This is a genomic window from Devosia sp. A369 (assembly GCF_054489345.1).
Map to the genome: position 1 here is coordinate 46,023 of NZ_JBTMWV010000008.1, position 13,071 is coordinate 59,093.

A 13,071-nucleotide genomic window follows, 5' to 3' on the forward strand; every position below is an offset into this window, starting at 1 on the left:
TGAACGCAGAATTGCTGTCCCTCTCCCTCAAGGGGAGAGGGGAGCACGGTGGTGGGTAGCGCCCGCCCCCCATCCGGGTCTAACCTCGCGCCAACCGATTCAACACCAAGAGGCCTTCGCCCAAATGACCATCGATCCCGTCAAGCTCGACAAGCTCGCCCAGGTTGCCATCAAGGTGGGCCTGCAACTGGCCGAGGGCCAGGATCTGGTGATGACCGCACCGATGAGCGCCGCGCCGCTGGTTCGCCGCATCACCGAGCATGCCTATAAGGCCGGCGCCGGTCTGGTCACCACCATCTATTCCGACGAGGAAGCCACCCTCGCGCGCTACAAGCACGCCAACAATGCCAGCTTCGACAAGGCCGCCGGCTGGCTCTATTCGGGCATGGCCGACGCCTTCAAGAACAACGCCGCGCGCCTCGCCATTGCCGGCGACAATCCGATGATGCTGGCCGGGCAGGACCCGGACAAGGTGACCCGCGCCATGCGCGCCAACTCGGCCGCCTACAAGCCGGCACTGCAACTGATCACCGGCTTCGACATCAACTGGAACATCGTCTCCTATCCCAGCACCGCCTGGGCCAAGCTGGTGTTCCCCAATGACAGCGAAGAAGAAGCGGTCACCAAACTGGCCGACGCCATCTTCAAGGCGTCCAGAGTCGATCAGGACGATCCGATTGCCGCGTGGGCCGAGCACAATGCCAATCTCAAGAAGCGCTGGACCTGGCTCAACGGCAAGGCTTTCGCCTCGCTCAAATATACCGGCCCCGGCACCGACCTCACCGTCGGTCTGGCCGATGGTCACCGCTGGAAGGGCGGCGCTTCGGAAGCCAAGAACGGCATCACCTGCAACCCCAATATCCCGACCGAAGAAGTGTTCACCACGCCGCACCGGATGCGCGTCGACGGCTATGTCGCCGGCACCAAGCCGCTCAGCCACAATGGCGCGCTGATCGAGGACATGCAGGCCCGCTTCGAGGGCGGCCGACTGGTCGAGTTCAAGGCCAGCAAAAACCAGGACCTGTTCAACAAGGTGCTCGACACCGACGAAGGTGGACGCCGGCTGGGCGAAGTGGCACTGGTGCCGCACTCCTCGCCGATCTCGGCTTCCGGCATCCTGTTCTTCAACACGCTCTACGACGAAAATGCCTCCTGCCACATCGCGCAGGGCCAGTGCTATTCGGACTGCTTTATCGACGGCAAGGATCTGACCCAGGACGAGATCAACGCCCGCGGCGGCAACAGTTCCAACATCCATATCGACTGGATGATCGGCTCGGATAAGATCGATATCGACGGCGTTCATGCCGATGGCAGCACCGAACCGGTGATGCGCGGCGGCGAGTGGGCCAACTAAGCCAGCAAACCGCAAGAAAACTGTCAGCATGCTGGCAGCAAAGGAGAAGAAAACTGGCGGCGTGCTGCACGCATGCTGCCAGTTTCGCGGCATCAAAGGGGGACGGATATGCGCCGATCGCTGACGATGTTACTGCTGGCCATGCTGGCGCAACCGGCCTTGGCCCAGAGCGTGATCGACAGCGATTTCACCATCGAAGTGCCCACCGCCAAGGGCGATCCGATCGTCGAAAGCACCACGCTGGTGCCGCTGCTAACTGACACCTGCTACTATTGGCATTTGCGTTTCGCCAAGACCAAGGGCGACGTGACGGTGAGCGAAATCTACACCCTGCCCGCCCCGCCGGCGAACTGGGATATCGGCGACAGCAGCCTCATCGTCATCGCCGACGACCAGCGCAGCGTTGCCTCCGAGCTGACGCTAACCCCTTATGATGGCTGGGTTTCCAGCGGCTGGTGCATCTCCGAAGGCGACCCGGAGGGGGACTATCTGTTCCAGATCAAAAGCGGCGACACCACGCTGGGCACCTTCGCGTTTGAATTGCAGGCGCTGTAAATCAGCCCCGGAATTCGTTGCTCGCAATCGACTCCGGCTTCATCTGGATCGAAAAACCCGGCAGCTTCGGCGGCATATAGGCGGCATTGCGGATGTCGCAGGGCTCGATGAAATGCTCGTGCAGATGATCGACATATTCGATCACCCGCCCCTCCTTGGTCCCCGACACCACCAGATAGTCGATCATGCTAAGGTGTTGAACATATTCGCAAAGTCCGACACCGCCAGCATGCGGCCACACCGGCAGACCATATTTCGCCGCCATCACCAGCACCGACAGCACCTCGTTGAGCCCACCGATGCGGCAGGCGTCGATTTGCACGATGTCGATGGCGCCGTCCTTGATGAACTGCTTGAATAATATACGGTTTTGGCACATCTCGCCGGTCGCCACCTTCACCGGGGCGATGGCCTGGCGGATGGCGCGATGCCCGGAAACATCGTCGGGGCTGGTCGGCTCCTCGATGAAATAGGGGTTGAACCGGCTCAGCTTTTGCACCCAATCAATCGCCTGATCGACCTCCCAGACCTGGTTGGCGTCGATCATCAGGTAGCGGTCCGGCCCCATGATCGAGCGGACGATTTCCAGCCGGCGGATATCGTCATCGAGATCGCGGCCGACCTTCATCTTGATATGCTGGAACCCTTCGGCGACCGCCTCGGTCGCCAGCCGGGTCAGCTTCTCATTGGAGTAGCCCAGCCACCCCGCCGAGGTGGTGTAGCACTGGTAGCCCTCGGCCTTGAGCGTCGCCATACGCTCCGCCTTGCCGGCCTCGGCCTGGCGGAAAATCGCCAGCGCCTCCTCCTGCGTGATGGCATCGGTTAAGTAGCGGAAATCAATGATGGAAACGAGCTGCTCCGGCGTCATATCCGCCACCAGCTGCCACACCGGCTTGCCCGCCATCTTGCCCAACAGGTCCCACACCGCATTGACCACCGCGCCGGTGGCCAGGTGCATCGCCCCCTTGTCCGGACCGATCCAGCGCAGCTGGCTATCGCCGGTCACATGCCGCCAGAACCGACCCGGATTCTCGGCAATCCACTCCAGCTCCAGCCCGATCACGCGGCTTTCCAGCGCCCGAATGGCCGCCACCACCACCTCATTGCCGCGCCCGATGGTGAAGGTCAGGCCATGGCCCTCATGCGCGCCATCGGTACCCAGAATGACATAGGCCGCCGAATAATCCGGATCAGGATTCATCGCGTCCGACCCATCCAGCGTGGCCGAAGTGGGAAAGCGGAGATCATGGGTGGCGAGGGAGGTGATCTTGGTCATGTTCATTCCATTGATAGTCCGGTCCCTCACCCGCCGCGGTGCGGCGACCTCTCCCCGAAGGGGCGAGGTGAGGCGGGCTCACTGCAAACCATCGGCTCCTGCGTCCCCTCGCCCCGTTGGGGAGAGGGTCAGGGTGAGGGGGCCGCACTCACCGCCAGTTCGATTTAAGCCGTCCAGCCACCATCGATGATGTGGATCTGCCCGGTCGTATAAGTCGCCCCGGCCAGATAGACCGCCAGATCGGCCACCTCTTCAGGCATGGCGATGCGGCCGATCGGCTGGCGGGCGATGAAGGCCTTCTTGGCCGCTTCGAAATCGCCGGTGGCGTGCCAGCGTTCATGCAAGCTCGGCGAATCCACCGTGCCGGGGCAGATGGCGTTCACGCGGATACCTTGCGTGGTGTAGTCGGCAGCGATGGACTTGGTCAGCCCGATCACTGCGGCCTTGGAAATCGTATAGGCGGCCCGGTTGGGCACGCCCTTCACCGAGGAAGCGACCGTCGCCATGTTGATGATGGTGCCGTCCTGGCGCGCCAGCATTTGCGGCAACACCGCCTGCACGGTGCGCACCTGGGCCCGCACATTGAGGTCGAGCGCGAAATCGAGATCGGCGTCGCTCATCTCCAGCACCGTGCCGGAATGCACCACGCCGGCGCAGTTGAACAAAATGTCGATATGACCGATCTCGGCCACCGCCGCCTTGACCGCCTCGACCGACAGCACGTCCAGAGACCGCGTGGTAACCCCCGCCATGCCGTCCAGCTCGGCGAGCTTGGCTGCGTTGATATCGGTGGCAATGACGCTGGCGCCGGCCTTGACGAAGGCCTCCACCGAAGCGCGGCCAATGCCCTGTGCAGCAGCAGTGATGAGAACGATTTTACCAGAGAGGTCGGCCATAAAGTGGATCCTAGAACTATCAGTCAACACCCTCCCCCTTGCGGGGAGGGATCAAGGGTGGGGGGCGTCTGGCCCCAATCATCGGGGCTCTCGCACCCCCTCCTAGCCTCCCCCGTCAAGGTGGAGGTACAGCGTGGTGGGTGTGGCGATTTCTCGCCACACCCAATGTTAGCTTAGTCGTACAGCACGGCGGCGATTTCGGGATCGGCCATGTTGGACTTGTCGTAGTAATAAAAGCCGGTGTCGATAATCGGCGGCAGGGCTTCGCCCTTGAGCGCCTTGACGGCGGCGGCGACGGTTTCGTAGCCGATGCCGACCGGGTTCTGGGTGATGGCGCCGTTCATCAGGCCGCTTTCGACCATGCCCTTCTGGGCCGCGCCGGAGTCGAAGCCGATGACCACGACATCGCTGTTCAGTTCCTGCTTGCCATTGGCAACGCCGATGGCTGAGCCTTCATTGGAGCCGAAAATGCCCTTGAGATCGGGATTGGCCAGCAGGATCGACTTGGTGATTTCGGTGGAGGCGAGTTGGTCGCCGCCGCCATACTGAACCGACACCACTTCGATATTCGGATAGGCTTCCTTGATGCGGTTGACGAAGCCTTCGACGCGGTCGATGCCGGTACGGCTGGTCTGGTCGTGGGCGACCACGGCAACCTTGCCTTCGCCACCGATCAGTTCGGCCATCTTGTCGGCGGCCAGCGCGGCAGCGGCCACGTTGTCGGTGGTGGCAGTGGTCAGCGGAATGTCGCTGGCGACGCCGGAGTCAAAGGCGATGACCGGAATGCCGGCGGCCTTGGCCTGTTCCAGCAGCGGGGTTGCAGCCTGGCTGTCGAGCGCGGCAAAGCCGATGGCGTCCGGGTTACGCGACAGGGCGGCGGCCAGCATATCCATCTGGCGGTCGACCTGGGTCTCGCTCTCGGGGCCTTCAAAGGTCACGTTGACGCCCAGTTCAGCGGCGGCCTTGTCGGCACCGGCCTTCACGGCCTGCCAGAACTGGTGCTGGAAGCCCTTGGAGATCAGGGCGATGTCATAGGCCTCCTGAGCCAGGGTCGCGCCGCTGGCAGAGAGCAGAGCAACGGCGCTGAGGGCGCCAAGCAGGGTACGTCTAAGCATGTAAAAATCCTCCCATGGAGTTGAAAATTCGTCGTCTGGCGAGGCGTTGCCGCCTTCTTGTTGGCGCCCAAGGGCGCGGGAATATCCGACGCCTATAAAGTGCGGCGCCGCAGGATATCGGCGTAGACGGCCAGGATAATGATCGAGCCGGTCACGACCGTCTGCCACTCCTGAGCCACCGAAAGGATGCGCAGGCCATTGGCCAGCACGGAAATGATGAGCGCGCCGATCAGCGTGCCGAGCACGGTGCCACGACCGCCCGATAGCGAGGTGCCGCCAATGACCACGGCGGCAATGGCGTCCAGCTCATAGCCCTGCCCCAGCGCCGGCTGCGCCGAATTGAGCCGGCTGGCAATCAGCAGCCCCGCCACGCCGCAAATGGAGCCGGCCACCGCGTAAACCGCGATCTTCCAGCGATCGACATTGACGCCCGACAGGCGCACGGCCTCTTCATTGCTGCCCAGCGCAAAGGTGTAGCGGCCCAGCGCGGTCTTGCTCAGCACGAAGGCCGCCAGCAGCGCCACGCCGAACAGGATCACCACGCCATTGGGAATGGGCAGTCCCGGGACCAGCGCCCCGACCAGCGAGCCCTGGGCGATCTGGGTGAAGCCGGGTGTATCGTTGAAATAGATCGGCCGCGTGCCGGAGATGACCAGCGACAGGCCCTTGAGGATCAGCATCATGCCCAGCGTGGCAATGAAAGGCGGCACTTTGAGCTTGGCGATGATGACGCCCGACACCAGCCCACAGCCGGTGCCGGCCAGGATCGCCGCAGCCACGCCAAAGGGCAGCGGCAGGCCGAGATAGGTCAGCACCACGCCGGTGATCACCGCGCAGAAGGTCATCAGCGTGCCGACCGACAGATCGATACCGCCGGTGATGATCACCAACGTGGCGGCGATGGCCAGCACCCCATTGACCGAGGTAGCCTGCAGGATCGCCAGCACGTTCTGGGTCTGCATGAAATTGGGCGAGGCGAGGCTGAACACCACCACCAGCGCGATCAGCCCGGAAAAGGCCAGCAGTCGGTGAAAAGCACCGGAAATACGCGGGCCGGATTTGGCTGCGGCGGCTGCGGTATCGGTCATGCAGACCTCCGTTCAGTTGTCGTTTCGGCAACGCTGCTCGGGCGCTGGGTCGCCAGTCGCATGATCTCTTCCTGCGATGCGCCACCCGGCAATGTGCCGGTCAGCCGCCCTTCGCACATCACCGCGATGCGGTGGCTGAGGCGCAGGATTTCGGGGAGTTCGGAGGAGATGACGATGATCGCCCGGCCCTGGGCGGCCAGCGCATTGAGCAGCTTGTAGATTTCCGCCTTGGCGCCGACATCGATGCCGCGCGTCGGTTCGTCAAAAATAAGAATATCGCAGTCGCGCAGCAGCCATTTGGCGATGACCACTTTTTGCTGGTTGCCGCCCGACAGCAGGCGGGCCTCCTGGGCATCGCTCGGGGTCTTGATCGAGAGTTGGCGGATATAGTTTTCGGCCGTCTCGTGCATGGCGCCGTCATTGATCACGCCAGCGGGGCCGGTGAAACGCTCCAGACTCGCCAGCGCAATATTGTTGCGCACGTCCAACCCGGTGGCGAGACCGAAATGCTTGCGGTCTTCCGACAGATAGCCAATACCGGCCTGCACGGCGTCGCGGGGCGAGGAGATGCCGGCGCGCTTGCCATTGACCCAGATTTCGCCGCTGTCGCGCGGATCGGCGCCAAAAATGGCGCGGGCCACTTCGGTGCGGCCGGCGCCCATCAGCCCGGCAAGGCCGAGGATTTCGCCCTTGCGCACCGAAAAACTGACATCACGGATATCGCGGCCCCGGTTGAGGTTGCGGACTTCCAATGCCACTGGAGCGCCGGTGGTGTTGGGAATGGACAGCGCCTCATTGGTCAGCGTGCGGCCCACCATCATCGAAATGACGGTTTCGATCGGCGTGTCGGCGGCCGGCACGGTGCCGACATATTCGCCGTCGCGCATTACCGTCACCCGGTCGGAGATGCGTTTGATCTCGTCCATCTTGTGGGAAATATAGACAATGCCGACGCCCTCGGCCTTGAGCCGGTTGATGATGGTGAACAGCTCGGCGATTTCGGCATCGTTCAGCGCCGCTGTCGGCTCGTCCATGATCAGCACGCGGCTGCGGTAGCTCAGCGCCTTGGCGATTTCCACCATCTGCTGCTTGGCGATAGTCAGGCTTTCGACCCGCACCGTCGGCTCCAGCCGCAAATTCATCGAGTCGAAAATAGCCTGGGTGGCGCGGTTGAGCGCCCGTTCGTCCAGCAAGAAGCCCCGGCGCGGTTCGCGGCCGATAAAGATATTCTGCGCCGCCGTCAGGTCGCGCATCAGCGCCAGTTCCTGATGGATGATGCCGATGCCCATATCCTGGGCCTGACGCGGCGAGGTGATCTCCACCGGCTGGCCATCGAGGCGCACTTCGCCCGCGTCGCGGGTATAAACGCCCGAGAGGATTTTCATCAGCGTCGACTTCCCGGCGCCGTTCTCCCCCATCAGTGCATGGACTTCCCCCGCCTGCAGTTCGAAGCGCGCACGCGACAGCGCCCGGACACCGGGAAACGATTTATCGATGTCGAGAAGCTCGACGAGGGGGGGCATTTTTTCCTCCGAAACGCATTCTTGCGATGCGTATGCGAACAATCTATTCATAAATGAAAGTTGGTGGCAAGGACTAACATGTCAGAGGACAATGACCGCTATCGCGCGCCGGCGCTCGACAAGGGCCTCGATATCATCGAGCTGCTGGCCCAGACGCCCGACGGCCTGAGCCAGGCCGAGATCGCCAAGGCGCTCGAGCGCTCGCCCAATGAAATCTATCGCATGCTCGACCGGCTGGTGCGCCGCGACTATGTCCGCCGCACCCCGGAAGACCGCTACATGATCACGCTCAAGCTGTTCGAGCTGGCCCATGCCCAGCCGCCACTGCACCGCATGATCAGCCAGGCGATGCCGGCGTTGCGCCAGTTTGCCTTCAAGGCGCAGCAGGCGGTGCATATGGTGGTGCAGGACCGCAATATCCTGGTGGTCATCGCCCAGGTCGACGGGCCGGGCTATTGGAATGTGTCGATCCGCGTCGGCAGCCGCATCAGCCTGGTCAATACCGGCTCTGGCCATGTCTTCCTGGCCTTTGCCAGCCCGGAAGAGCGGGTACTGATGCTGGAAGAACAAGGGCTTGGCAGCCCCGAACAGATGCCCAAGGGTCTTGAAACCCGGCTCATGGATGTGCGCGAACAGGGCTATGAGATGATGCCCAGCGCCCAGGTGTCGGGAGTGTCCAACCTCACGGTGCCGATATTGGGGCCGCTCGGCTCGGTGATCGCGGTGCTCACCTGCCCCTATACCCAGCGTCTCGATAAACTCGATGCGCCCAACATCCAAACCGTGCTCAAACTGCTGCAACAGACCGGCCAAGACGTGACGCAACGGACGACGGAAACCTAGGCGGAAACCATGCGCATCCTCGATACCCATCTGCACCTCGTCTATCCCGACCGCTTCGCCTATCCCTGGCTGGGCAATGCCCCGGCGATCAACCGGCTGTGGAGCGTCGAAGCCTATTTCGCCGAGGCCCTGCCGCTGGGCATTGAATCGGCGCTGCATATGGAGGTCGATGTCGCCGAGGCCGACAGCATGGCCGAGAGCGAATTCGTGCTCACTTTGCCCCGGATTGCCGGCGCCATCGCCGCCTGCCGGCCCGAGCAGATGAATTTTGTCGATCAGATCGAGCAGCTTGCCGGCCACGCCCATATCAAGGGCGTGCGCCGCATCCTGCATGACCAGCCCGACGAATTGAGCCAGTCGGATTTATTCATCGAGAATATCCGCCACCTGCCCGACTATGATCTGAGCTTCGATCTGTGCCTGCGCGCCGACCAATTGGCGCTGGGCACCATGCTGGCGCAGCGGGCGCCCGATGTGAGCTTCATCCTCGACCATTGCGGCAATCCCGATATCAGCGGGTCCGGGCTCGATCCGTGGCGCGCCGCCCTCAGCGAAATCGCCCGCAACCCCAATGTCACCGGCAAAATCTCGGGGCTGGTCAATCACTGCGCCCCCGGCTGGACCGCCGAAACGCTGCGCCCCTATGTCGAGCATATGATCGAGAGCTTTGGCTGGGACCGGCTGGTCTGGGGCAGCGACCACCCGGTCGCCACCACCAGCGGCGGCACGCTGACCGATTGGGTCGCCGCCATCCGCCATATCGTCAAAGCTGCCAGCGCCGACGAGCAGGCAAAGCTGTTCCACCGCAATGCCGAGCGCATCTACAAGGTGTAAATTCTTCACTCACAGGTGAAGCAAAAACCGGCCGAGCGGCAGCATGCCTGTCAGCATGCTGGCAGTTTTCTTGTGGTTTGCTGCCAGCATGCTGCTGATTGTCTTGCGATATTGCGCCAGCCGGCAAGGCGAGGCACAGTCATGGCAACGAGGATCCAATCATGGCCCATATCAGTCCCGACCGTATCGCCGTTTCCACCTGGTCGCTGCACCGCCTGCTCGGCACCACCTATCCGCATGATTTGACCACCACCGAGATCGGTCCGATGCAGGAGACCTATGGCGAGGGCGATGAATCGCTGCTCGGCCTGCCCTCGGTGCTGGCCAATCATGGCTATCACCGGCTAGAGATCGTTTCCTTCCATCTGCGCAGCCGCGATCCGGTCTATCTGGCCGAGCTGCGCGACCAGCTGCGCATTGCCGAGGTCACGCTGCAGACGCTGCTGATCGACGCCGGCGATATCAGCCATCCCGAACATGGCGCCCGCGACCAGGCCTGGATTGCCAGCTGGATCGAAATCGCCAATGCGCTGGGCGCCGAAAACGCCCGCATCATCGCCGGCAAGCAGAAGCCGACCCGCGATGCGCTCGACCGCTCGGTCAAGGCGCTGAATGCCTTGGCCGCTGGCAATGCCGGCTCGTCGGTGCGGCTGGTGACCGAGAACTGGTTCGACCTGCTGGCCGAGCCGGCGCATGTGCATTATCTGCTCGACAAGCTGGATGGCCGGGTTGGGCTATTGGGCGATTTCGGCAATTGGAGCGGCGCCAGCAAATATGCCGATCTCAAGTCGATCTTTGGCCGGGCCGAGCTGTGCCACGCCAAGGCGAGTTTCATTGATGGCGATCTGGATGAGGCGGATTACGGCCAGTGCATAACGCTGGCGGAAAAGGCTGGGTATAAGGGGCCCTATACGCTGATTTTCGACAGCGAGATTCCCAGTGAGTGGCATGGACTGGCGGCGGAGCGGGATTTTATTACGACGCGGGATGTTTAGGGATTGGGGCTGGTTGGGGCATCGGGGGTGAGGAGGGATCACCCCCTCACCCTAGCCCTCTCCCCTGAGGGGAGAGGGGATTTGGCTGGTGGGTGAACAGCGATGGTGCCACGCGCTCGATGGGCTCCCTCCCCCTTGAGGGGAGGGGACAGATCGGGTTTGTTGGTGCCTCAGCTCACGCCAGTGGCTTGAGATCTGCCAGCAGGGTCGGGAGCAGTTCGGTCACCGTGGGGTGGATGTGCATGGTGTGCAGCATGGTGGTGTAGGGGGTGCCCGCTGCCATCAGTTGCAGCAGCGATTGCACCACTTCGTCGCCGCCGATGCCGAGGATGGCGGCGCCGAGGATCAATTTGGTTTCGGCGTCGACCAGCACTTTCATCAGGCCCTGGGTTTCGCCGCGTTCGCGGGCGCGGGCGACTTTACTCATCGGCATGGTGGCGATCAGCGCCTTGCGGCCGGATTGGCGCACTTCCGTTTCGGTCATGCCGATGCGGCCGAGCGGCGGATCGATGAACAGGCCATAGACCGGAATGCGCCCGGCGAGGGAACGCTGGCCCTTGTCGAGGATGTTGTCGGCGACGATTTCGAACTCGTTATAGGAGGTATGGGTGAAGGCGCCGCGGCCATTGCTGTCGCCCATGGCCCAGATGCCCTTGGCGGTGGTGCGCAGGTGATCATCGACCGGGATGAAGCCGCGCTCGTCGGGTTTGATGCCGGCGGCGGCCAGATTGAGATCAGCAGTGTTGGGACTGCGGCCGAGCGCCACCAGCAGATGGGTGCCTTCGACCGAGGCCAGCCGCGCGCCACGTTTGAGCGAGAGCAGCACGCCATGGCCGGCCCGGGCCACCGCATCGACAGTGGTGTCGAACATGAAGGTGACACCCTCGGCTTCGAGGATGCTGCGGATGGCGGCGGAAATATCGGTATCTTCGCGCGGCGCCGGGCGCGACCCGCGCTCGATCACCGTCACCTTGGAGCCGAAGCGGGTGTACATCTGGGCGAATTCGAGCCCGATATAGCTGGCCCCGACAATGATCAGATGATCCGGCAGGGTGTCGATATTCATCATCGAGCTATTGGTGAGATAGGGCACGCTGCTCAGCACCGGCCAATCCGGCAAATGGGCGCTGGCCCCGCTATTGATGAAAATCTGCGGCGCGGTCAGCAGGCGCTTGCCGGCCTTGACCGCAGTGGGCGACACAAAGCTGCCGGTTTCCTTGATGATCTCGAGCGTTTTGAGGCCGCCCAGCCAATCGGTGAGGCTCCGGACCGAGGCGCCCACGACCCGGTCCTTGCGGGCCTTGACCGCCTTCATGTCGACGCTCACCGGGCCTTTGACCGTGACCCCGAAGGCAGCGGCCTGCCGGGCCGACCAGGCCATGCGGGCGCTGGCCACCAGGGTCTTGGTGGGGGTGCAGCCGGTATTGACGCAGGTGCCGCCGAGATGCTCGCGCTCGATCAGCGCGACTTTCTGGCCGGAATTGGCAAGCTTGGCCGCAAGGAACGGGCCGGCCTGACCGGCGCCGATAATGATGGCATCGAATTGTTCCGGCATGACCGCTCCCCAAATCGGGGGCGAGTTTACGGCGGCGCCGGCCGCGACGCCAGTAGGACAAGGGGACCTCAGGCAAATTCGCCGGGCGCGCAATTGACACGATAGCGCTCACCGCTATTGTCCGCTCCCCCACAGTTTTTTAGGACCCCGCGCATGGACCATGCCGCCCTCGCCCAAACCATCGATGACGCCTTCGAAGCCCGCGCCGAGATTCGCATCGATACGGAAGGAGCGGTGCGTGAGGCCGTGGAGGAAGCGCTGGCGCTGCTGGATAGCGGCGCGGTGCGGGTCGCCGAAAAGATCGACGGCAGCTGGCGGGTCCATCAATGGCTCAAAAAGGCCGTGCTGCTGCATTTCCGACTAACCGATAATCGCCTGATCGACGGCGCGCCGGGTGGCTCGCAATATTGGGACAAGGTGGCCACCAAATTTGAGGGCTGGGGCGCGGCGGAGTTCCGCAATGCCGGCTTTCGCGCCGTACCCGGCGCCGTGGTGCGCCGCCCGGCCTTTATCGCCCGCAATGTCGTGCTGATGCCCAGCTTCGTCAATGTCGGCGCCTATGTCGGCGAAGGCACGATGATCGACACCTGGGTGACCGTCGGCTCCTGCGCCCAGATCGGCAAGCATGTGCATATCTCAGGCGGCGTCGGCATTGGCGGCGTGCTGGAGCCGCTGCAGGCCGGTCCGGTGATCATCGAAGATAATTGCTTTATCGGCGCGCGCTCGGAAGTGGTCGAGGGCGTGGTGGTGGGCGAAGGCGCGGTGATTTCGATGGGCGTGTTCATCGGCGCCTCGACCAAGATCGTCGACCGGGCGACCGGAGAAATCCATATCGGCAAGGTGCCGCCCTATTCGGTGGTGGTATCGGGCTCGCTAGCGGGCAAGCCACTGCCCGATGGGAGCCCCGGGCCGAACCTCTATTGCGCCGTGATCGTCAAGACCGTCGATGCGCAGACCCGCAGCAAGACGGCCATCAACGACTTGCTGCGCGACTGAGCCGGCTGGTGGAGGCCAGCAGTTTTCGCACCGTCACC

The 13,071-nt window shown here is 63.1% G+C and carries 12 protein-coding genes; 6 read left to right on the forward strand and 6 right to left on the reverse strand.

Translation table 11 applies throughout. The annotated features are described in order from the left end of the window. Window positions 1-124 precede the first annotated feature (124 nt). Entirely contained in the window at window positions 125-1,357 is a 1,233-nt protein-coding gene (locus ACX3OZ_RS11865) for an aminopeptidase (protein WP_459094764.1), read from the forward strand. A 108-nt stretch (window positions 1,358-1,465) separates the two neighbouring features. Beyond that, window positions 1,466-1,912 (forward strand): hypothetical protein, encoded by a 447-nt coding sequence (locus ACX3OZ_RS11870; RefSeq protein ID WP_459094763.1) that lies wholly within the window; start codon window positions 1,466-1,468, stop codon window positions 1,910-1,912. Between the two features lies 1 nt (window position 1,913). Here ACX3OZ_RS11870 and ACX3OZ_RS11875 read toward each other — a convergent pair whose 3' ends face one another. The 5 genes from ACX3OZ_RS11875 to ACX3OZ_RS11895 form a co-directional block, all read right to left on the reverse strand. After that, the gene (locus ACX3OZ_RS11875; RefSeq protein WP_459094762.1) at window positions 1,914-3,188 is read right to left on the reverse strand and encodes an L-fuconate dehydratase; all 1,275 of its coding nucleotides are present in this window, start codon (window positions 3,186-3,188) and stop codon (window positions 1,914-1,916) included. Window positions 3,189-3,352: 164 nt separating this feature from the next. Beyond that, the gene (locus tag ACX3OZ_RS11880; RefSeq protein WP_459094761.1) at window positions 3,353-4,084 is read right to left on the reverse strand and encodes an SDR family oxidoreductase; all 732 of its coding nucleotides are present in this window, start codon (window positions 4,082-4,084) and stop codon (window positions 3,353-3,355) included. Between the two features lie 173 nt (window positions 4,085-4,257). Next, the gene (locus ACX3OZ_RS11885; protein ID WP_459094760.1) at window positions 4,258-5,199 is read right to left on the reverse strand and encodes a substrate-binding domain-containing protein; all 942 of its coding nucleotides are present in this window, start codon (window positions 5,197-5,199) and stop codon (window positions 4,258-4,260) included. A 92-nt stretch (window positions 5,200-5,291) separates the two neighbouring features. Then, window positions 5,292-6,287 (reverse strand): ABC transporter permease, encoded by a 996-nt coding sequence (locus ACX3OZ_RS11890; RefSeq protein ID WP_459094759.1) that lies wholly within the window; start codon window positions 6,285-6,287, stop codon window positions 5,292-5,294. Further along, entirely contained in the window at window positions 6,284-7,810 is a 1,527-nt protein-coding gene (locus ACX3OZ_RS11895) for a sugar ABC transporter ATP-binding protein (protein WP_459094758.1), read from the reverse strand. Before ACX3OZ_RS11895 ends, ACX3OZ_RS11890 begins: the two co-directional genes overlap by 4 nt. 78 nt (window positions 7,811-7,888) lie before the next feature. Between ACX3OZ_RS11895 and ACX3OZ_RS11900 the strand changes: the two genes are divergently transcribed. The 3 genes from ACX3OZ_RS11900 (at window position 7,889) to ACX3OZ_RS11910 (ending at window position 10,482) form a co-directional block, all read left to right on the forward strand. After that, a complete protein-coding gene (locus tag ACX3OZ_RS11900) occupies window positions 7,889-8,653 on the forward strand; it encodes an IclR family transcriptional regulator (protein ID WP_459094757.1) in 765 nt (254 codons plus the stop codon). Between the two features lie 9 nt (window positions 8,654-8,662). Further along, complete coding sequence (locus tag ACX3OZ_RS11905; RefSeq protein WP_459104577.1) at window positions 8,663-9,487, forward strand: amidohydrolase family protein; 825 nt, start codon at window positions 8,663-8,665, stop codon at window positions 9,485-9,487. 161 nt (window positions 9,488-9,648) lie between these two features. Next, window positions 9,649-10,482, forward strand: a complete 834-nt coding sequence (locus tag ACX3OZ_RS11910; RefSeq protein ID WP_459104578.1) for a sugar phosphate isomerase/epimerase family protein — start codon at window positions 9,649-9,651, stop codon at window positions 10,480-10,482. Between the two features lie 175 nt (window positions 10,483-10,657). Here ACX3OZ_RS11910 and ACX3OZ_RS11915 read toward each other — a convergent pair whose 3' ends face one another. Continuing rightward, window positions 10,658-12,037, reverse strand: coding sequence for an FAD-containing oxidoreductase (locus ACX3OZ_RS11915; RefSeq protein ID WP_459104579.1), 1,380 nt, complete (start codon window positions 12,035-12,037; stop codon window positions 10,658-10,660). Window positions 12,038-12,190: 153 nt separating this feature from the next. On the opposite strand from ACX3OZ_RS11915, the gene dapD reads away from it, so the two are divergent. Then, window positions 12,191-13,033: a 2,3,4,5-tetrahydropyridine-2,6-dicarboxylate N-succinyltransferase gene (gene dapD, locus ACX3OZ_RS11920; protein ID WP_459104580.1), complete on the forward strand. Its 843-nt coding sequence runs from the start codon at window positions 12,191-12,193 to the stop codon at window positions 13,031-13,033. Window positions 13,034-13,071 lie beyond the last annotated feature (38 nt).